Here is an 18,823-nt window from a genome sequence, read left to right on the forward strand (position 1 = left end):
TAACGATGCGCGCTGCACTTCTCTCATTCATGCTGGCAACCCTGCTGGGGGGTTGCAGCTCCGGCCCCGCCGCACCCACGGTCGAAACGGGCACCATGGTGGTTCGCCCGGCGGAGCATTGGACCTACGGGGCGACACCACGCTATGCGCTGGCCGAACAATTCCAGTATGCGGGCAACAGCGCCGCCCCCTGGCTCGAGCCGATACAGCAGGCCGTCATCCGGCAACTGGACGGCAAAGGCTGGCGCAGCGTTCCCCTGGATGAGGCCGACGTCTGGGTCGCCATCGGGGTAGCTGGCAGCCAGGACATGAGCGATGGCGAGATCTTCTCCCGCCTCGGCATGACACCGGGCCTGAACACCGCCGCCAATGCCCGCAAGGGGACCCTGGCCGTCGTGCTGCTCGACGGGCATAGCCAGAAAGCGGTGTGGAGCAGCGCCATCCAGCTCGCCAGCGACGTACCCGTCGCAGAGGAGGCTCGTGGCCAGCTTAGCCAGCAACTGGCCGTCCAGTTGCTGGGCTCGCTACCGTCAGAGTGATGTCTCTTTCAACAAAAACGGCCTGCTTCACGCAGGCCGTTTTCCATGCACGCCGTGACGGCATCAGGGTCACTTCAACTCGCAGGTCAGCTGGGTCACACCGCTCTTGACCAGGGTGGCCTGCTTGTCCTGACGGGAGAAGGTAGTCACCCCATCGGAATAGCTGGCAGTCTCTTTGGGCGACTCGATGCGCCCCAGCTTGTGATAGACACCGGCATAAGGGAACTGCACCATGTCGGCCTGGGCATCATAGGTGATGGCCAGCAACTCTTCCCCGCACTGATACTGGCTGTATTGATACTGGGTCGGCTGCGGCATGCTGCAGGCGGCCAGACCGAACAGGGGAAGCAACATCATCATTTTTTTCATCGCACTTTCCTTATGTCATGGCGTTATCGACGGGACAAACTATAGCGGTCAACCCTCAAGAATTTGATAACTATGGGTAATTTCTACCGCTTTTTCCAACATCAGGGAAACTGAACAATATTTTTCCATGGACAGATCCACCGCACGGGCGACCTGCTTCTCCGCCAGACTCTTGCCGGTCACCACGAACTTGAGGTGGATCTGCTCAAATACCCGGGGAACGGTATCGGCGCGGGTCCCTTCCAGTTCGACATGGCAGGCGGTCACGGATTGACGGGCCTTCTCCAGGATGGAGACCACATCGATGGAGCTGCAACCGCCGACAGCCAGCAGGATCATCTCCATCGGGCTGGCACCTTCACCCGGGTTGGCGCCATCCAGGGTCACCTGATGACCGGACTCGCTCTCTCCCACAAACTTCATGCCTTCCACCCAGCTGACCTTGGCTTTCATCTCTCACTTTCCTCTCAATGACGACGGTTCTAACGCCCATAGCATACCTCAAGCCGGGGTCGAGTGGCACATGCGCCAGGATCTTGCCCGTTCCCGACGATAAAGCCCCGTTTTGCGGCGACAAGCCTCTCCTGCGAAACGGACGACGACCCAAAGGGAAATAGATCGAAATCAACATCCGACCTCCTCTTCTTGCCTAGAATGCCCCGGACGACGCAGCAGATGGCGGCTCACCGGTGGACGGCAAAACCCCAAAGCCTTGTCAGCACAGGCAAAGGCTCTTATTCTACTGCGACCAAAGAGTAAGGAATGGCAAGCTTGGCAACTTGCCTGGACGCACAGTCCATAAAAATGACACTACAGAGGAAGTCTCATGATCATTGGCAAACCGCAAAGCGATCCCACCCTTGAGTGGTTCTTGTCGCATTGCCACATTCATAAGTATCCCGCCAAGAGCACCCTGATCCACGCCGGTGAAAAAGCGGAAACCCTCTACTACATCGTCAAGGGCACCGTCGCCGTCCTGATCAAGGATGACGAAGGCAAGGAGATGATCCTCTCCTACCTGAATCAGGGGGATTTCCTGGGCGAGATGGGGATGTTCGAAGAGAACGAGAATCCGGAGCGTTCCGCCTGGGTACGTGCCAAAGGCGCCTGCGAAGTCGCCGAGATCTCCTACAAGAAGTTCCGCCAGCTGATCCAGGTCAACCCGGACATCCTGATGCGTCTATCCGGTCAAATGGCCAAACGCCTGCAGCACACCAGCCAGAAGGTCGGCAACCTCGCCTTCCTGGACGTGACCGGCCGCATTGCCCAGACCCTGCTCAACCTGGCCAAACAGCCGGATGCCATGACCCATCCGGATGGCATGCAGATCAAGATCACCCGCCAGGAGATCGGCCAGATCGTCGGCTGCTCCCGTGAAACCGTCGGCCGCATCCTCAAGATGCTGGAAGAGCAGGAGCTCATCTCCGCCCACGGCAAGACCATAGTGGTGTTTGGTACCCGATGACCGGGTTCCGCCGACGGCGCCCGCACAGCGCCGTTGGATAAAAAGGCTGCCCATGGCAGCCTTTTCCGATCCTCTCCCCTATAATCCCGAACGCCCCGCCGTCATGGCCTTCGCCAAGAGAACTCCTATGCACCTTCAATGCCCCCTTTGCCGCAGCCCCCTGCACCTTCATGCCGCCTCCCGCGGGGTCTATTGCGACAACAAGCACCACTTCGATCCCGCACCGGAAGGCTATCTGGACCTCATCCCCGGCAAGAAGAACCCCAAGGACAGCGACAGCCGGGCCCTGCTGCGCGCCAAGCGCCGCTTCCTGGAACAAGGCCACCAACTGCCTCTGGTGGACGCCATGGCGAACCTGCTCGCTCCTCTTGGCGAGCGCGAGCTTGTCCACCTCGGCTGTGGCGAGGGGTACTACTGCCGTGCCCTGGCTGAGCGGCTGCCCGGCTGGCAGGTCGGCGGTTTCGATCTGGCCAAGAATGCCATCTTCGCCGCCAACAAGGCGCAACCGGAAGGCCAGTTCGTCATCGGCGACCCGGCGCGCGCCCCGCTGCTGCCTGGCACGGCCCAGGTGCTGCTGGTCAACGACCTCAAGGTCAAGACGGAACTCCTGGTCAGCTGGCTGGCGCCGGGCGGCTATCTGCTGCACGTGCAACCCGGCCCTCGCCATCAGTGGCAATTGCGCGTCAGCCTCAATCCGGTGAGCATGGAACATCCTCTGAGCTGGCCCGCCTTCACCGGGCTCGTCAGTGTTGCCCAGCAACGCGCCCAGTTCAGTACGGCGCTGGATCAGGGCCTTCGCGAGCACATTCTGGAGACCAGTCGCCTCGGCTGGCGTGCTAGCGGCGAGCAGCGCCACGCCTTCACCCATCAGGGGCCGGACGCCCTCGAGCAGGATCTGCTGCTCAGCCTGTGGCAAAAGCCGCTGTGAACCGGTGAGATACCATGAAAAAAGGCCCTGACGGGCCTTTTTGACAAAGCGAGTGCGCCTTTCCCCTGACAGGGAAGAGGCACCCGACCACGCAGCAAGACAAAAATGGGGCCCTCGGCCCCATTTTTCATCACGGCAGATCAGTTGCAGCTCGCCGCGCCCTGATCGACCCAGACGGCGGCCTTGCCGGGCTCATCGCCCTTGGTCCAGTACTGGGCCTTCCACTTGCGGCCGTTGTGGCTGGTGACATCACCGCCGTTGTAGACCACTCCGGCATCCCAACCCAGTTGCACCTGGCTCACCAGTTTCCACTGATCGGCGGTGCGGCTCGGCTCGTTGCCCTGGGTCCAATACTTGGCCTGCCACACCAGTTGCTTGTGGCTCACCTTGTTATCGGTGTTGTAGACGGTGCCTGCACTCCAGGCTGGCCAGTTGACCGCATCCGGATCTGTAGTCTCGCAGCCGCCCCCCCCGCTGGTCGGCTTGACGGTCAGGCGGGTAGCGGCCGTGGCATCCAGCGCCCCGTCGGTGACCACCAGGGTCAGATCGTATGCCGTGTCACTGGTCACGCTCGGGCCTGTGACCACCAGGGTCGCGCTGTCCAGACCGGTGGCGCTGAGCCCGGCTGGCACTGTCCACTGATAGCTCAGTACATCGCCATTGGGATCGGAGGCGGTGGCTTTGATGCTCACCTGCTTGCCGGCCTCGACGGTCGCACTGGCCGGTACGCTGACCACGGGGGGCAGGTTCGGCTGCGGCGCCTTGTTGGTGACCACCACCTGATCCTTGGCAGAGAGCCCCTGATCGTCGGTCACGGTCAGCTCGAACACCAGATTGATGTCGCTGCTGACGGCATCCAGTACCACGCGAGCCTTGGCCTGGGTAGCATCCAGCAGACTGGCCTGAGGCCCGGAGACCTGTTTCCAGCTGTAAGTCAGCGCCCCGTTTTCAGGATCGTGGGAGGCGCTGCCGTTGAGGATCACCTCGGCCGGGCCGGTGGCGCTCAGATCGCTGCCGGCATTGGCAACCGGCGGCTTGTTGACCGGCGGCAGCGTACCCTCGCCGTGGCCCAGCCCCTCGTGCATGGCGTTGAGGATGTCGCCGTTGTCCGCATCAATTTCCCAGGCGAACAGACCACCGAGCTGGTTCGCCAACACATACTGCCCCTTGGCCTTGACCGAGCGGTCGTTGTCGAAGGTAATGAGGTCACCACTGCTGGCCTTGAAGACATAGGGGGCCTCGGCCGACTCGTCATAGCCCTGCTCCCAGCCTGCGCCCATGCGGTTGTTGACGATGTCGCGGTAATCCACCACGCCATTTTCCCAGGTACCGCTCACCGGTCCGGTGGCGGTGCCGGTGAAGGGGTTGCCGGCTTGGTAGTTCTTCACTCCGGTCCAACCACGGCCATACATGGCCGCCCCCACCACAATCTTGCCCGGTGTCACCCCCTGATCCAGCAGCGCCTTGACGCCCTTGTCGGTGGTGTACTTGGTGGCGGGGTCCCAACTCGCCGCATAGAGGTTAGTCTGATGCCCTAAGTTCTGTAGATCGAAGGCCCCCTTGAAGTCGTAGCTCATCAGGAAGATGTGATCCATATACTGCTGGGCTGCCTGATAATCCACATCTTCGATCTTGTCACCCCCTGCACCTATCGCAGAGGTGAGCTCATACTGGCGGCCGGTCTCGGCTTCCAGTTCATCGAGCATGGCCCGCAGCTCCTTCATCAGCACCACATAGGTAGCGCCATCATTCGGGCCACCCAGGTTGGGGTTGGCACCCTGTCCGCCCGGGTATTCCCAGTCGATGTCCACGCCATCGAAGAATTTCCAGGTCTGCAGGAACTCTTTGACCGAGGCGACGAAGGTATCGCGCTTGGTCTTGTCACCCAGGAAATAGAAGGGATCGGAGAGGGTCCATCCACCGACAGAGGGCAGGATCTTGAGGTCAGGATGGGCCTGCTTGAGAGCCATCAGGTTGCCGAAGTTGCCCTTGTAGGGCTCATCCCAGGCGCTGAGGTTGCCCTGAGGCGATTGGACCGCCGCCCAGGGATCATGGATGGAGACCTTGAAGTCTTCGCGGCCGGCACAGGATCGCTGCAACGCCTCAAAGCTGCCGGCGATCTCTTTCAGGCTGTCGTTGATACCGTCGCCACCGCAGATGGGGGTAAAGCCGTAAAGGATATGGGTCAGGTTCTGGGCCGGGATCTTGTCCACGGTAAATTTGCGGCCATAGACACCCCACTCCACGTAGTAGGCCCCCACCACCTTGCCGGATTTGTTGGCGTAGGGCTTGTTGTTCTCCTGGAGAGGTGCATTGAGCGGTGCCAGGTGGCTGCCATCGGTATCGGCGACCATCAGCTCCTTCTTGTCGGAAAGGGTACAACCGTCGGCGTTGCACAGGGCCACCTGCATCTGGTACCGCCCCCCCTTGGAGACCTTGAAGTTGGCGGTACCCGCGGCGGAAGCCGGACCTGACCACACCTCCTTGCCGTCGAGCAGTACCTTGGCCGTCTGGCCAGCATTCCCATTATCAAGACGCCAAGTCACACTGACAGGAGCGCCATCCTTGTGGACGGTCACCAGCTTGTTGTAGGCCGTGGATTGATGATCCACTTCAACAATGGCGAACTTGGTAGGTCCCGATTCTATAGAAGGTTTACCCGGGGCTGCAGCAAAGGCGGAGGTAGTGCATAGCCCTCCGACCATAAGCGCCAGCAGGGAAAGTTTTGGACTTATCATAAATGGACTTCCTTATTTCGTTATTGGAATTAACAACGAAAAAGGCAACGCAACCTGTCAGGTAACGCAGACAACATCGCAACCATGGCTTGGCCCATGGACGATACAACCTGTGGTGGCCCCGCTATCCTAGGTACGCAGACCCTTAGACCGGAAGCTTTGCGTCCCGGACTTTCATCCGGTTTGCCTTTTTGCACAACTTGATTTGCGACAAAAATAATCGCCGAATGACTATAGAGGAGAGTCGCCCGGGTGCCACCTGCCAAAAGTGACACCCAACAAGACTCAATTATCACCAACCTCGGCAAATGGCAACGAAATAGGCGCCATCATCGGCGATCATGGCGCCTGGATGGCATCAAAAAAATGTTCAGCCAATGCTGGATTCTGTGAGACCAGTCACTGAACCGGCATCAGCAGGCTGTTCATCAGGGCGCGCAGCTTGAGAGGTTTGACCGGTTTGCTCACGTAGCCAAAGCCGTGCTCACGGATCTGTGCCTGCAACTCGCTCTTGCGATCCGCACTGATGATGATGCCGCCGATACCGTTGCCGTGGGCCAGCCTGATCATGTGCAGCGCCTGCAACCCGGTCTTGCCGTCATCCAGGTGATAGTCCGACAGCACCAGCGCAGGCAGGAAGCCGCCGCCGATGATCTCCTCCGCCTGCTCCAGGCTCTGGGCACAGCGCACCTCGCAGCCCCAGCGTCTCAGCAGCGAGGCCATGGCGATGAGGATATCCTCCTCGTTGTCGATGCAGAGGATCCTGACCCCTTCCAGCTGACTGTCTCGCAGGGCCGGGGTCGTCACCTGGCTGGGGATGACGGGCCGGGTCGCGAGGTTCAGGGTGATGGCAAAGACGGACCCCGCTCCGGGCCAGCTGCGCAGGGAGAGCTGATGACCCAGCACCAGCGAGATGCCGCGGGCGATGGCGAGCCCGAGGCCAAGCCCCTGCTCCCTGGCGGTGCGGGAGTGATCGAGGCGGGAAAACTCGTCGAAGATCGCCTCCTGCTTGCCCTCCGGGATGCCGGGGCCGTTGTCCCACACCTCGATGCGCACCTTATCCCCCATGCGGCGACAGCCGAGCAGCACCCGACCGCAGGGGTTGTAGCGAAATGCGTTGGTGAGGAAGTTCTGCAACACCCGCCGCAGCAAGCGCACATCGCTGTAGACTGCAAGGCGGCTCTCCACCACGGAGAACTGGATCCCACCGGCCTGGGCCAGCACGCCGAATTCCGCCTTGAGATTGTCCAGCACATCGCTCAGGGCGAAATCGAGCTTCTTCGCCTTGAACTTGCCCGCCTCGAGGCGCGAGATGTCCAGCAGATCCGTGATGAGATCCTCGGTCGCCCCCAGGGCGTCGTCGATGTGGCGAGCGATACGGGCCGGTTCGTCCTCCGGGGGCAGCATCTCCAGCAAGGAGGAGGTAAAGAGCTTGGCCGCGTTCAGCGGCTGGGTCAGGTCGTGGCTCACCGCCGCAAGGAACCGGCTCTTGGACTGGTTGGCCCGCTCCACCTGCTGGTTTACCAGCAGCAGTTGGCGGTTGAGTTCGGAGAGCTCGTGGGTGCGCTCGGCCACCCGCGCCTCCAGGTGCTCGTTCGCTTCCCGCAGCACCCGCTCCGCCGCCCTGAACGGGGTGATATCGGTGAAGGTCATGACAAAGCCCCCCGCAGGCATGGGGTTGCCCTGCATCTCGATGACCCGGCCATCGGGACGCTCCCGCGCCGAGACATGGGGGCTGCCACGCTTCATGAAGGCAACCCGCCGCGCTACCTGGGCCTCGATGTCTCCCTGGCCGCACAACCCCTGTCCGGCGTTGTAGCGGATGATCTCCTCGATGGAACGGCCCACCTGAATGAGACCGGGGGGATAGGAGAACAGCTCGATGTAGCGTCGGTTCCAGGCCACCAGCCTGAGCTCCCTGTCCACCACGGAGATCCCCTGCCCCATGTGTTCGATTGCCCCCTGCAACAGGCCGCGGTTGAAGCGGAACATGTCGGAGGCCTCGTCCACTATGGTGGCGATCTCCTCGAGCTGCATGTTGCGTCCCTGCAGGGCAGAGGCCAGCACCAGGCGGGCGGACGAGGTACCGAATACCCCCGCCAGCAGTCGCTCCGTATGGGCGATGAGCTCGGCGGAGGCCTGCATCTGGGGCGCCAGGGTGCCTCCCCGCTCGCCGGCGAAGCGACCGAAGGCCCGCTTGACGCGGCTGGAACCGACGAAGCGGGCCGCCAGCATCTCCAGCTCCTTCACCGAGACCCGCGCATGATAAAGCGCCGAGGTGTCCCGGCTCGTCTTGCCGACGAAGTTGGCTGCCTGCAGCCGCTCGCTCACCGCCGCCCGTGACAGCAGGGAGCCCGCCACATAGCCGGCGAGGTTGAGCAGAAGACTCAGGAAGAGGCACCAGGCCCCCAGACTCAGATCCCGCACCGCCGGCCAGTCTGGGGGCGCCAGCAGGGCTTCGAGGGGGGAGCCTGCCAGCAGTCCGCTCTCCGCCAGCAGGGTCACGAACCAGAGGCTGACCCCGAGGGCGAGCCCGAGATAGACGCCCTTGCGATTGCCATGACGCCAGTACAGGCCGAGCAGCAGGGCCGGTGCGAACTGGGCCACGGCCCCAAACGAAAGATAACCGATGCGCGACAGACTGGTGAGATCCCCGAGCCAGAGATAGAGCGCCCAGGCCGCCAGCAAAATCAGCAAGATGGCGCCCCGACGCACCTGCAGCAGCAACCGCATCAGGCGCTCGTCCCGCCCCTGTTGCCAGACCCGGCGCAGCAGGACCGGCAACACCAGATCGTTGCTCACCATGATGGCCAGGGCGATGGTGCAGACGATCACCATGCCGGTGGCCGCCGAGGTACCGCCGAGAAATGCCAGCATCGCCATGCCGTCGAATCCGAGGGACATGGGGAGGCTTATCACATAGGTGTCCGAGGCCATGTCTGCCCCGACCCACTGCTTGCCTGCCAGCGCCAGCGGCCAGATGAAGAGCCCCATCAGGAAGAGATAGAGGGGGAAGATCCAGCGGGCCCAGTGCAGATCCTGCCCTTGGTTGTTCTCCACCACGGTCACGTGAAACTGGCGCGGCAGGCAGATGACGGCACACATGGCGATCAGGGTGTAGATGGCGAGCTCCAGCAGACTGCCCGGCGTCACCGCCACCACCGCATCGAGGAAGTCGCCCGCCACCACGGTACGCGCCTCGCTCGGTCTGGCGATGATGAGCCAGAGCGCAAAGCCCCCCACCGCCATGAAGGCGAGCAGCTTGACCACGGACTCGAAGGCGATGGCCACCACCATGCCCCTGTGGTGCTCGGTGGCATCCAGGTTGCGGGTGCCGAATAGAATGCTGAACAGGGCCAGCAGCAGGGTGACCCCCAGCGCCAGCTCCGCCATGTTGCTGGTGGGACTGACCCCCGTGCTGTTGGCCATCAGCAGATCGAGCCCGGTGACGATCGCCTTGAGCTGTAGCACCAGATAGGGAAGTATCCCCATGACGGCGATGAGGCTGATCACCATGGCCAGGCGCTGGGACTTGCCATAACGGGCGGCAATGAAATCGGCGATGGAGGTGATGTGCTCGCGCTTGGCCACCAGGATGAGGCGGGCCAGCAGGCGCCAGCCAAACAGAAACACCAGCATGGGGCCCAGGTAGATGGGCACCGGCGACCAGGGGGATTCGCTGGCCTGGCCCACGGTGCCGAAGAAGGTCCAGGAGGTGCAATAGACCGCCAGCGACAGGCTGTAGAGCAGAGGCTGCCCCTTGGGGCGACGGCGCTTGTTCTTGTCCGCCACATAGGCGATGAGGAACAGCAAGCCCAGATAGGCGAGCGACAACCCGATCAGCAGCCATCCTTGGTGCATCTCTCTACTTCCCTTGTCCAGATAAGTCGGAGGCCTGCCGCGCCAGAGACCGGCAGACCTGTGTCATCGGCCCTGTTCAGGGCTCTCTTCACGCAGCCGCAACACGAAGACCGGCAGCACTACCAGCACCATGATAAAGAAGATGCCGCCTCCCAGCGGCTCGAACAGCACGCCGCAGATCGCCATCAGGGCCGCCACCGTCATGCCAAGGCCCATGGCCGCATAGAGCGCCTGGGTGGGGATCTGCTGCTCCGCGGGCAACTGGCGGGTCATGAAGCGGATGGCGCCGAGGTGACTGACGCAGAAGGTGACCCCGTGCAGCAGCTGGCCGAGCACCAGCACCGCCAGGTCGGTAGAACTGCCGAGCAGCACCCAGCGCACCACGCAGCCAAGGGCCCCTACCAGAAACAGGGTCTGGGCGCCGAAGCGCTGGAGGAAGCGCTTGTCCGCGGCGAACATGGCGATCTCCGCCACCACTCCCAGAGCCCAGAGATACCCGATCAGGGTGCCGCTGTAGCCGGCGCTCTTCCAGTAGATGGCGCTGAAACCGTAGTAGGCCGCGTGGCTCCCCTGCAGCAGGGCGGTGATGAGCAGGAAGCGGCGCACCGGGGCCGACCTGAGCGTGACGAGCAGCGAGGCCTTGGCCCGCTCCCCTTGTAGCTCCTGGGGGGCGGGTCGCAGCGGCAGCAGGCTGAGCCCCAGCATGATCAGCAACCCGGCCACCATGGTGTGCAGCACCCAGTCGCTGCCAAAGTTGCCCACCAGGGCCCCCACCAGGGTGGAGGCGACGATAAAGGCAAAGGAGCCGCACAGCCGCACCTTGCCGTAGTCGAGGTGGGTCTGAACCACCATGCGGGTGGCAAGCGCCTCTCCCATGGGCATCAGGGTCGGGTAGATGAAGTTGGCCGCGAGGGTCAGCACCACCAGCCACCAGAGGCTGTGGCCCAGATAGAAACCGAGGAAGGCCAGCAGACTCAGCAGACAGAGCAGCCGGGTGACGGGCAGCAACTGGCCGGCCCCCTTGACTCGCCCCATCACCATCAGGTTGCCGGCAAAGCGGATGGCCATGCCCACCCCCAGCAACAGCCCTATCTGTTCAGTACTCACCCCGATGCCTTCCAGCCAGAGCGACCAGAACGGCAGGTAGGCGCCATAAACGAAGTAGAAGGCGCCAAAAAACAGGGCTAACCAGGAGAACGCGGGCATAGAGGCTCGGGCTGCATGACAAGGGGCACAAATGATAACCGATTTCGGGACGGGGATCCCCAGGCGGCATGACAGATAAAAACCATAAATATCAATAAAGTTGAACCTTTGTCACATCCCCCTGTCTATTGGGTAACACCGCTTCCTGATGAGTGTTGCAATCCTTCCACCCGCCCCTGGCGGGTTTCTTTTTTGCAGACGCCGACCTTCATGACAAAAGGGGCCCGAGGGCCCCTTTTCCTTCATGCTGGTCGACGACCATCAGAACACGTACTTGACCCGTGCACTGAGGTTGCGGCCAGGCTCGGTCTGCTTGCTGGTATCCGCGGTGGCGGCAAGGCCGGTGATGCTTTCGTAGCTCACGTACTCCTTGTCAAACAGGTTGAACACCCCCACGTTGAGCTGCAGGTCCTGCACCGGCTTGAACTGGGCATAGAGATCCACCACGCCCCAGCCTGCGCTCTTGATGTTGTCGTTGCCTCGCGCATCCTTGCCCACCTTGTCCATGTCGTCGGCAAAGCGCAATGCGGTGTTGATGTTCCAGTTCGGCTGCTCCAGACGCACCCCGACGCTGCCGTTCAGGGGGCTCAGGCTGTTGATGTAGTTGCCCTCGCCATCCTTGCCCTCGATGTAGGCCAGGTTGCCCCAGACGTTGACCAGCTCGTTCAACCAGTAGTCCGCCTTGGCCTCGGCCCCCTTGGTGGTCGCCTTGTCCAGGTTCTGGTACTGATAGAGGGCGGTACGGCCTTCGGTGCCCACGGCCGTCAGCTCGATGAAGTCGTCGAACTTGTTGTAGAAGGTGGCCACTTCATAGCTGAACCCGCCACGGCTGCCGCGCACCCCCAGATCGATGCCGTCGCTGCTCTCTGGCTTGAGGTTCGGGTTGGGCTCGATGCGATAGCCATACGCCTGGTGGTTCAGGGTGGAGAAGGCGTTGTCATACATGGGCGCCTTGAAGCCGTGGCTGTACTGGGCGAACAGGTTCGCCGCCTCGTGCGCCTTGAATACCAGCCCCAGCTTGGGAGAGAACTCCCCTTCGGAGATCTTCTTCATGTTCTCGCCGGTGTAGGCGGGATCCTCGTCCGGGGTCATCTTGTAGTAGTCGTAACGCACGCCCGGGGTCAGCACCCAACGCTCGCCGAACTTGATCTCGTCAAAGGCCCAGAGCGCACTGCGCTCGCTGGTGGTGGAGGGGAAGCTCAGCTCGTTGTAGCCGACGAAGTCACCCGGAACGGTCGGCCCCTTGAAGCGGGTGCGCTCGTTGTCGGTATGCTCGTATTCCAGGCCCCAGGCCAGACGCTGGCTGGCGAGCGCCTTGTTGAACTTCACCTGGGCGCCCAGGCTCTCCTGCTCGAAACCGTTGTGATCCAGGGAGTTCTTGGTCACATAGGGGTTGCCCGGCATGACCGGATACTTGGACGAAGCGTACTGATCCAGGGTCTGCTTGGCGCGGCTGTAGTAGATCTTGCTGTCCACGCGATCCGCCCAGGGGGCGTTCAGGGCGAGGCCATGATCCAGTACCAGGGAGAGGTTGTCGGTCTCCTTGTCGGTAATGGGCTGGTTGAAGACGGAGCCCGCCTTGGTCAGATCGATGGCATCCGGATCCTGCCCCTCGGTGAAGTAATCCACCGTCAGTTTCAGGAACTGATCATCGGAGAGATTCCACTTGCTCTTGAACAGCACGGCCTGGCTGACGATGTCGAACTCGTTCTTGTCGCCGTCATAATTCTGGGTGACACCGCCATCGCGCCAGGTGTAGCGCAGCAGGTTCTCGACTTCCCCGGTGCGCAGCGCCCCCGTAATGCCGGCCATTCTCTGGTGGCTGCTGGAGGCATAACCCGTGGTCGCATCCAGATAGCTGTCGCGGCCCTTGAGGAAGTCGCCAGCATCCTTGGTGGTGATGGCAATGACGCCTCCCAGAGCATCGGAACCGTAAGCAGCGGAGGCCGGCCCTTTGGCCACTTCCACCTGCTTGATCATGTCGGTGTCGAAGTAGGTCTGACCCACGCCGCCATTCTTGTAGGCATCGTTCTGGCGCACACCGTCCTGCACCACCTTGACCCGGTTTTCGCTCATGCCGCGAATGGTGAAGGTCTGGGCATCTCCTGCGCCTCCCTGCACGCTCACCCCGGGCTCATAGCGGAACAGATCGGCGACGTTGCTGACGACCTGCTCTTCAATCTGCTCCGAGGTAATGACAGCGATGGGACCGGAAACATCTTCCAGCTTCTGTTCCATCCGTGAGCCGCTGACGACCATGACTTCATCGGCTTTCTTGTCTGCGGCGAAAGCGGGGGAGATCAGCCCGGCCGCCACGGCGAGGGCTATCAGGGAGGGGGTGTTGTTGTGCGCCACTGCAAAGTCCTTATTGAGAATTATTATCAAGCGGAAGGCATATTACCCCGCCAGAGACAAAGATCAATAATAAAGTGAATCATTCTCATTTCACTTTATCGTCATTCCCCCTTACACTGGCGCCACTTTTTCGCTCGCCATGCCGCCATCCCATGGTGCAGCCTTTTCCCATCCCCTGTTTCGTGAGTGAGTAACCATGATCCGACGACTCCCCCTGCTCGCCCTGCCCCTGCTGCTGGTCGCCTGTGCCACCACGCCGCAGAACACCCCACCCGAGACCCTCTATGACGCACGGCTCGATACGGCCCAGGGGCAGGCGTTGACCTTCGAGCAGGCGGTGGCCCGGGTGGCGGATGCCGACATCGTGCTGGTGGGGGAGCTTCACACTCACCCGGCCATCCATCTGTTGCAGGCACGTCTGCTGGCAGGGCTTGACGAGATATCACAAGCCGATGGCCGGGCCCTGGTGCTCTCCATGGAGCAGTTCAGCCGCGCCGAACAGCCGGTGCTGGATGCCTACCTGGCCGGACGCATCGGCGAATCGGCCCTCATTCGAGATGGCCATGCCTGGCCCAACTACCAGAGTGATTACCGCCCCCTGGTGGAGTTCGCCAAGGCGCAACACCTGCCAGTGATCGCCGCCAATGCCCCCAAACCCCTGGTGAGCTGCGTCGGTCAGGAGGGACCGGCCTGGCTCGACAAACTGCCAGCCAATCGCCGCAGCCAGCTTGCCCGCGAGCTGACTCTGGGGGATGACGGCTACCGCCAGAAGTTCATGGCTTCCATGCACCATGGGGATGCGGACGGCAACGCCCGTCGCTTCGCCGCCCAGACCAGCTGGGACGACACCATGGCCGAAAGCATGGTGGATTATCTGGGCAAGCATCCCGGCAGGCGCATCATGCATATCGCAGGCAACTTTCACGTGGAGGGGGGGCTCGGGATCGCCAGTCGCATCGCCAGCCGCAATCCGGCACTCAAGGTGGCACTCATCGTGCCGCAAACCGGTGACGAGACAGCTCCCGGGAGAGACGCAGACGTCAGGGTCCACATCGCTCCCCTGCCGGAACGCTGGCTAAATGCAAAGGAAATGAAGCAAGATATGGGCGCACTGCATCAATCCCGAAGCCGTGACTGCAGCCAATGGTTGCAACCCTCAAAATAGCCCAAGGATTTCATATGGATGTGTTACTCGTCATCGACATGCAACAGGGGTTGTTCGATAACCCCCGCCATCAGGATGCCCAGGTCATCGCCAACATCAATCGTCTGGCCGATCGCGTGCGGGGCCAACACGGACGGGTCATCTATGTGCAACACGACGAACCGGGTTCCGAGCTGGAACCTGGCAGTGCGGGCTGGCAACTGCACGCCGATCTGGCCCCGTCTCCCCACGACAGCCGGGTGCGCAAGACCGCCTGTGACAGCTTCCTCGACACCGAGCTCGGCTTCCTGCTGGCAGAGCAGTCGGTAGACAGACTGCTCATCTGCGGCTGTGCCACCGACTTTTGCGTCGATACCACGTTGCGCAGCGCCGCCGCCAGGGGCTTTGACGCCTTTGCGGTGACCGACGCCCATACCACGGCGGACAGGCCGCACCTGAGTGCGGAGCAGATCATCCAGCACCACCACTTCATGTGGCGGCATCTGAGCCTGCCTCAAGGCAGAAGCGTGACCCTGCTCACGACGGATGAGCTGCTGGCCACCATTCAACCCGAGCGGGCGTGTTAAGCTGCCCGTCCTGATGTGAACACCCGATTGGAGTCTTGTGTGCGTCTACTCTCTGCCGTTGCCCTCACGCTGCTGTTACCGGCGCTCACCGCCTGCTCCGGCTTGCCGGGGGCAGCACCCGATGGCCCGGCCCCCCTGTTCCACACCCATATCAGCGACGACGGGAGCAAGCGCTTCACCTTCGAGGCCGCCCCTCTCGACGTCCTGCCCACCCGGTTGCAGGAGGGAGATGACAACCGGCTGAGCCGCCGCGACAAGAGCCTGCTGGAACGCCGGGAAGCCCTGCAGGACGAGCAGCTCACCCAGATGCTGGCCACGCGCAAGTATTGCCGAAGCGGCTATATCGTCCTCAGCCAGACCTCCTGGAAGATCCGCGGAGAATGCAACGAGAGCGCCAGCCAGGCCGATCGCGATGCCTTCCCCAACCAGGCAGGCTGGCAGGAGTAACCCGGGACATAACAACAAAACGGGCAGCCCAGGCTGCCCGTTTTCTCATCTCGCTAACTGTCCCCTCAAACGGGTTCATCCGCCGGGCTGGTCAGCTCGGCGCCATTGTCGATGCGTTTGTGCCCTTCCACCAGGTGAACGAAGTCCACCAGCTCGTCGCCGGAGACACGGAACGCCTGACCGAATCCCTTGACGAACAGTCCCTGCTCGGGCTTGAGCCGAAACAGCACGAAGTCCTTGAGGTTGGAGAGCCCTTTGACGATCTCGCCGAAGCGCCCTTCCAGCGCCGCAACGGCCTTCTCCCAGCGTGCGTCGTCGCGCGCCACCACCTCGGCGACCGCATCGAAGGTCAGACGCTTGCGGGCAAACAGCTCGCGGGCACCGGTTTCGTCCTCGATCAGCATCAGCGATACCTTGGGCACCTGTTGCAGGTTGCGGGCGTGGCGAGCTATCTCGGAGATGAGCACATAGTATCCATCTTCCTGCAGCACGAAGGGGGCATAGCTGGCATTGGGGTTGCCTTCGCCATCCACAGTGGCGAGCTGCAGGGTACGGCAACCGTCGCGGAACTCGCGGATCTCCGGTTGCAGGCGGTTTTGCAGGCGCTCCTGACGTTCACTCATGCTTTCACTTCCTCTTGATACTGACGGCGCAGGGCCATGAAACGCTCCACCTGCTCAGGCAGCAGTTGACGCTGCTCGTCCCGGCCCAGGTAGATCTTGAAAATGCAGCGGCCACTGTGGCCGAAGAACTGGAAGGAGTGCCCCTCCTTGCCCATGAAGAGCTTGCTGACCAGGGCGATGCCTGCCACGTTGTCGAGCTTGAGGTGGCCGTGCAGCTCCCCGTCCCGCCCCATCAGGTTGTAGTAGCCGCGCGCGTTCTTGCCCTTGGGGAAGGGAGCCTTCACCTCGAAGATAGAGCCATCGGATTCGACGATGGTGGTCACCTGACCCCAGCTGGCCAGGTCCGCCAGCAGGGCTTCGGCCTCCCCGGCCGGCACTTGCGTCATCAGGGCGGCAGGCAGATGGCGTACCACCTCCCATTCGCTGACGGCCAGCTCGGTGGCGAGGGTGGACGGGTGGGCGCTCGGGTCTTGCTCCAGCAGCGCGTGAATGCGTTGTGCAATGCTCATCGGTTCTCCCTGGATGATCTGGCGATGGTGCTCGGTGTCGCGGCGGATACTGTAATAAAGCGCCCCAAGTAACGCAATTGATAATCGCTTTCATTCTCAGTGCATTTTGATGGACGACTTGATATTCTCGGCGGCAACCCTATTTCATTCACCCTTCGGAGGTTCGCATGGGCCGTCGTTTTGCCCTCGCATTCAGCCTGCTCGGCTGTGCCCTTTCCCTCTCTTCCCCATCCGTCATGGCGGGGGAGCGTATCGTCAGCATAGGCCCGGCCACCACGGAACTCATCCTGGCGCTGGGGGGCGAGCAGAGCCTGGTCGCTACCGATGTCAGCAGTCCGGAGCCCAGAGGCGTGCCCAAGGTCGGCTATCACCGTGCCCTCGCCGCCGAAGGGATCCTGAGCCTCTCTCCGACCCTGGTGGTCGGCAGCGACGAGATGGGCCCGAACAGCACGCTTGATCAGTTGCGCCGTGCCAACGTCAAGGTCGAGGTCATGGCCACAGCCCCTACGCTGGCCAACCTCAACGAGCGCATCGATACCCTGGCCCATCTCCTGGGTGACCAGGCGGCAGGGAGCAAGCTCAAGGAGGAAATTGCCGCCCAAAGCGACACCCTGGCGGCGCAGGCGAAGCAGAACAAGCCCCTCAAGGTCGCCTTCCTGCTGCTGCACAAGGGTCAGCCCACCAGCATCGCTGGCGGCAACACCACCGCCAGCGCCCTCGTCACCCTGGCGGGCGGCGTCAATCCGGTGGCTGGGCTCCACGACTACAAGCCCGTTTCCACCGAATCCCTCATCGAGCTGCAACCTGATCTGGTGCTGGTGAGCGGCCGCGACTGGCAGCAGTATCAGGATCCCGACGCCGTCCTGAGCCAGGTGCCCGCCCTGTCAGCCACCCCGGCAGGCAAGAACAAGGCCATCCACGCCATCGACGGGCATGCCCTGCAAGGGGGGCTCAGCCTTCGTTCCCTGCAACAGGCGAACCAGATCGCCCAGTGGATCAAGCAGGGTTCCTGATGCGCCTGCCACTGCCCTGGCTGCTCGCCCTGACCGGCTGCGCGCTGGCGTTGCTGCTGGTCGGGTCCCTCGCGACCGGCCCCATGTCCCTCTCCCTTGGCGAGAGCCTGCGCGCCCTGTTTGCCGGACCACAGAGCGGGATTGAGGCTCACAAATTATTGATCGTGCAGGAGATCCGTCTGCCACGAACCCTGCTCTGCATCGCCGTGGGGGGCATTCTCGGCCTCTGCGGCGCCGTGATGCAGGGACTGTTTCGCAACCCCCTGGCAGACCCCGGCATCATAGGGGTGTCGGGGGGGGCGGCACTCGGCGCGGCCCTGGCCATCGTGTTGCTCGCCCCGTTGGGCTCGCACCTGCAGAGCCTGCTCGGCCTGGGGTTGCTGCCCCTGCTCGCCTTTCTCGGCGGAGCCCTCACCACCACCCTCGTCTATCTGCTGGGTACCCGGGAAGGGGGCACCTCGGTCACCGTGATGCTGCTGGCCGGGGTGGCCATCACGGCGCTCTCCGGCGCCGTCATCGGACTGCTCACCTATCTCGCGGACGATCAGATGCTGCGCAACCTGAGCCTGTGGCAGATGGGCTCCCTGGCGGCAGGCAAGCCGGTCGATGTGACGCTGGCGCTGCTGACCCTGGCCGCCCTGCTGCTGTTGTTCATGCGCGATGCCAATCCCCTCAACGCCCTGCTGCTGGGAGAGGGAGAGGCCCGGCATCTGGGGGTGAACGTGCAGACGCTGAAGCGTCGCCTCATCCTGCTCACCGCTGCCGGTGTCGGCGTGGCGGTGGCGGTGGCCGGCATGATCGGCTTTGTCGGCCTGGTGGTTCCCCATCTGGTACGGCTGCTGGCCGGACCCAACCATGTCCGCCTGTTGCCGCTGTCTGCCCTGCTGGGGGCTGGCCTGCTGCTGGGGGCCGACATGCTGGCGCGTACCCTGCTCGCACCGGCCGAGCTGCCGGTCGGCATCATCACCGCCCTGCTGGGGGCCCCCTTCTTCATCTGGCTCTTGGTCAAGAGCCGCCGAACCCTGTAACAGGAGATCGC

Annotated in this window: 16 protein-coding genes and 1 riboswitch; of the genes, 8 read left to right on the top strand and 8 right to left on the bottom strand. The window is 62.6% G+C overall.

Annotated elements, in window-relative coordinates; translation table 11 throughout:
• Window positions 1-5: 5 nt before the first annotated feature.
• The gene (locus tag OKC41_RS10930; protein WP_201894530.1) at window positions 6-539 is read left to right on the top strand and encodes a hypothetical protein; all 534 of its coding nucleotides are present in this window, start codon (window positions 6-8) and stop codon (window positions 537-539) included.
• 69 nt (window positions 540-608) lie between these two features.
• Here OKC41_RS10930 and OKC41_RS10935 read toward each other — a convergent pair whose 3' ends face one another.
• Both OKC41_RS10935 and OKC41_RS10940 read right to left on the bottom strand, forming a co-directional pair.
• Window positions 609-908: a hypothetical protein gene (locus OKC41_RS10935; RefSeq protein WP_010673239.1), complete on the bottom strand. Its 300-nt coding sequence runs from the start codon at window positions 906-908 to the stop codon at window positions 609-611.
• A 48-nt stretch (window positions 909-956) separates the two neighbouring features.
• The gene (locus OKC41_RS10940; protein WP_041211191.1) at window positions 957-1,361 is read right to left on the bottom strand and encodes an OsmC family protein; all 405 of its coding nucleotides are present in this window, start codon (window positions 1,359-1,361) and stop codon (window positions 957-959) included.
• Between the two features lie 373 nt (window positions 1,362-1,734).
• Between OKC41_RS10940 and crp the strand changes: the two genes are divergently transcribed.
• Both crp and OKC41_RS10950 read left to right on the top strand, forming a co-directional pair.
• Entirely contained in the window at window positions 1,735-2,373 is a 639-nt protein-coding gene (crp, locus tag OKC41_RS10945; protein WP_010673237.1) for a cAMP-activated global transcriptional regulator CRP, read from the top strand.
• A 127-nt stretch (window positions 2,374-2,500) separates the two neighbouring features.
• Complete coding sequence (locus OKC41_RS10950) at window positions 2,501-3,301, top strand: putative RNA methyltransferase (RefSeq protein WP_270672019.1); 801 nt, start codon at window positions 2,501-2,503, stop codon at window positions 3,299-3,301.
• A 140-nt stretch (window positions 3,302-3,441) separates the two neighbouring features.
• Here OKC41_RS10950 and OKC41_RS10955 read toward each other — a convergent pair whose 3' ends face one another.
• The 4 genes from OKC41_RS10955 to OKC41_RS10970 all read right to left on the bottom strand — a co-directional run bounded on the left by OKC41_RS10955 (window position 3,442) and on the right by OKC41_RS10970 (window position 13,461).
• Window positions 3,442-6,039 (bottom strand): glycosyl hydrolase family 18 protein, encoded by a 2,598-nt coding sequence (locus tag OKC41_RS10955; protein ID WP_270672020.1) that lies wholly within the window; start codon window positions 6,037-6,039, stop codon window positions 3,442-3,444.
• 111 nt (window positions 6,040-6,150) lie between these two features.
• A riboswitch (cyclic di-GMP riboswitch) is annotated at window positions 6,151-6,237 on the bottom strand.
• 201 nt (window positions 6,238-6,438) lie between these two features.
• Window positions 6,439-9,900, bottom strand: coding sequence for a PAS domain-containing hybrid sensor histidine kinase/response regulator (locus OKC41_RS10960; RefSeq protein ID WP_270672021.1), 3,462 nt, complete (start codon window positions 9,898-9,900; stop codon window positions 6,439-6,441).
• Window positions 9,901-9,963: 63 nt separating this feature from the next.
• On the bottom strand, window positions 9,964-11,106 hold the full coding sequence (locus tag OKC41_RS10965; protein ID WP_201894532.1) for a 3-phenylpropionate MFS transporter: 1,143 nt from the start codon (window positions 11,104-11,106) through the stop codon (window positions 9,964-9,966).
• 261 nt (window positions 11,107-11,367) lie between these two features.
• On the bottom strand, window positions 11,368-13,461 hold the full coding sequence (locus OKC41_RS10970) for a TonB-dependent hemoglobin/transferrin/lactoferrin family receptor (RefSeq protein ID WP_042881282.1): 2,094 nt from the start codon (window positions 13,459-13,461) through the stop codon (window positions 11,368-11,370).
• Between the two features lie 196 nt (window positions 13,462-13,657).
• Between OKC41_RS10970 and OKC41_RS10975 the strand changes: the two genes are divergently transcribed.
• Genes OKC41_RS10975 through OKC41_RS10985 form a run of 3 tightly spaced genes read left to right on the top strand, consistent with a single transcriptional unit; the run spans window position 13,658 to window position 15,639 of the window.
• The gene (locus OKC41_RS10975; RefSeq protein WP_201894533.1) at window positions 13,658-14,626 is read left to right on the top strand and encodes a ChaN family lipoprotein; all 969 of its coding nucleotides are present in this window, start codon (window positions 13,658-13,660) and stop codon (window positions 14,624-14,626) included.
• Between the two features lie 14 nt (window positions 14,627-14,640).
• Window positions 14,641-15,192: a cysteine hydrolase family protein gene (locus tag OKC41_RS10980; RefSeq protein ID WP_039040040.1), complete on the top strand. Its 552-nt coding sequence runs from the start codon at window positions 14,641-14,643 to the stop codon at window positions 15,190-15,192.
• Window positions 15,193-15,231: 39 nt separating this feature from the next.
• A complete protein-coding gene (locus tag OKC41_RS10985) occupies window positions 15,232-15,639 on the top strand; it encodes a hypothetical protein (RefSeq protein WP_010673229.1) in 408 nt (135 codons plus the stop codon).
• Between the two features lie 65 nt (window positions 15,640-15,704).
• Here OKC41_RS10985 and hutZ read toward each other — a convergent pair whose 3' ends face one another.
• Window positions 15,705-16,262 (bottom strand): heme utilization protein HutZ, encoded by a 558-nt coding sequence (gene hutZ, locus OKC41_RS10990; RefSeq protein WP_010673228.1) that lies wholly within the window; start codon window positions 16,260-16,262, stop codon window positions 15,705-15,707.
• Window positions 16,259-16,771: a heme utilization cystosolic carrier protein HutX gene (hutX, locus tag OKC41_RS10995; RefSeq protein ID WP_041214612.1), complete on the bottom strand. Its 513-nt coding sequence runs from the start codon at window positions 16,769-16,771 to the stop codon at window positions 16,259-16,261. Before hutX ends, hutZ begins: the two co-directional genes overlap by 4 nt.
• Before the next feature lie 167 nt (window positions 16,772-16,938).
• Between hutX and OKC41_RS11000 the strand changes: the two genes are divergently transcribed.
• Window positions 16,939-17,784: a hemin ABC transporter substrate-binding protein gene (locus OKC41_RS11000; RefSeq protein WP_103260746.1), complete on the top strand. Its 846-nt coding sequence runs from the start codon at window positions 16,939-16,941 to the stop codon at window positions 17,782-17,784.
• Entirely contained in the window at window positions 17,781-18,812 is a 1,032-nt protein-coding gene (locus OKC41_RS11005; RefSeq protein ID WP_039040072.1) for an iron ABC transporter permease, read from the top strand. The genes OKC41_RS11000 and OKC41_RS11005 overlap by 4 nt, the downstream gene beginning before the upstream one ends.
• The last annotated feature ends 11 nt before the right edge of the window (window positions 18,813-18,823 follow it).

This window comes from Aeromonas sp. QDB17 (genome assembly GCF_027705305.1).
Classification (GTDB): Bacteria; Pseudomonadota; Gammaproteobacteria; order Enterobacterales; family Aeromonadaceae; genus Aeromonas; species Aeromonas caviae.

Bases quoted from the DNA above. Each gene is read 5' to 3' on its own strand.
- OKC41_RS10930 (WP_201894530.1), top strand. From the start codon at position 6: ATGCGCGCTGCACTTCTCTCATTCATGCTGGCAACCCTGCTGGGGGGT.
- OKC41_RS10935 (WP_010673239.1), bottom strand. From the start codon at position 908: ATGAAAAAAATGATGATGTTGCTTCCCCTGTTCGGTCTGGCCGCCTGC.
- OKC41_RS10940 (WP_041211191.1), bottom strand. From the start codon at position 1,361: ATGAAAGCCAAGGTCAGCTGGGTGGAAGGCATGAAGTTTGTGGGAGAG.
- crp (WP_010673237.1), top strand. From the start codon at position 1,735: ATGATCATTGGCAAACCGCAAAGCGATCCCACCCTTGAGTGGTTCTTG.
- OKC41_RS10950 (WP_270672019.1), top strand. From the start codon at position 2,501: ATGCACCTTCAATGCCCCCTTTGCCGCAGCCCCCTGCACCTTCATGCC.
- OKC41_RS10955 (WP_270672020.1), bottom strand. From the start codon at position 6,039: ATGATAAGTCCAAAACTTTCCCTGCTGGCGCTTATGGTCGGAGGGCTA.
- OKC41_RS10960 (WP_270672021.1), bottom strand. From the start codon at position 9,900: ATGCACCAAGGATGGCTGCTGATCGGGTTGTCGCTCGCCTATCTGGGC.
- OKC41_RS10965 (WP_201894532.1), bottom strand. From the start codon at position 11,106: ATGCCCGCGTTCTCCTGGTTAGCCCTGTTTTTTGGCGCCTTCTACTTC.
- OKC41_RS10975 (WP_201894533.1), top strand. From the start codon at position 13,658: ATGATCCGACGACTCCCCCTGCTCGCCCTGCCCCTGCTGCTGGTCGCC.
- OKC41_RS10980 (WP_039040040.1), top strand. From the start codon at position 14,641: ATGGATGTGTTACTCGTCATCGACATGCAACAGGGGTTGTTCGATAAC.
- hutZ (WP_010673228.1), bottom strand. From the start codon at position 16,262: ATGAGTGAACGTCAGGAGCGCCTGCAAAACCGCCTGCAACCGGAGATC.
- hutX (WP_041214612.1), bottom strand. From the start codon at position 16,771: ATGAGCATTGCACAACGCATTCACGCGCTGCTGGAGCAAGACCCGAGC.
- OKC41_RS11000 (WP_103260746.1), top strand. From the start codon at position 16,939: ATGGGCCGTCGTTTTGCCCTCGCATTCAGCCTGCTCGGCTGTGCCCTT.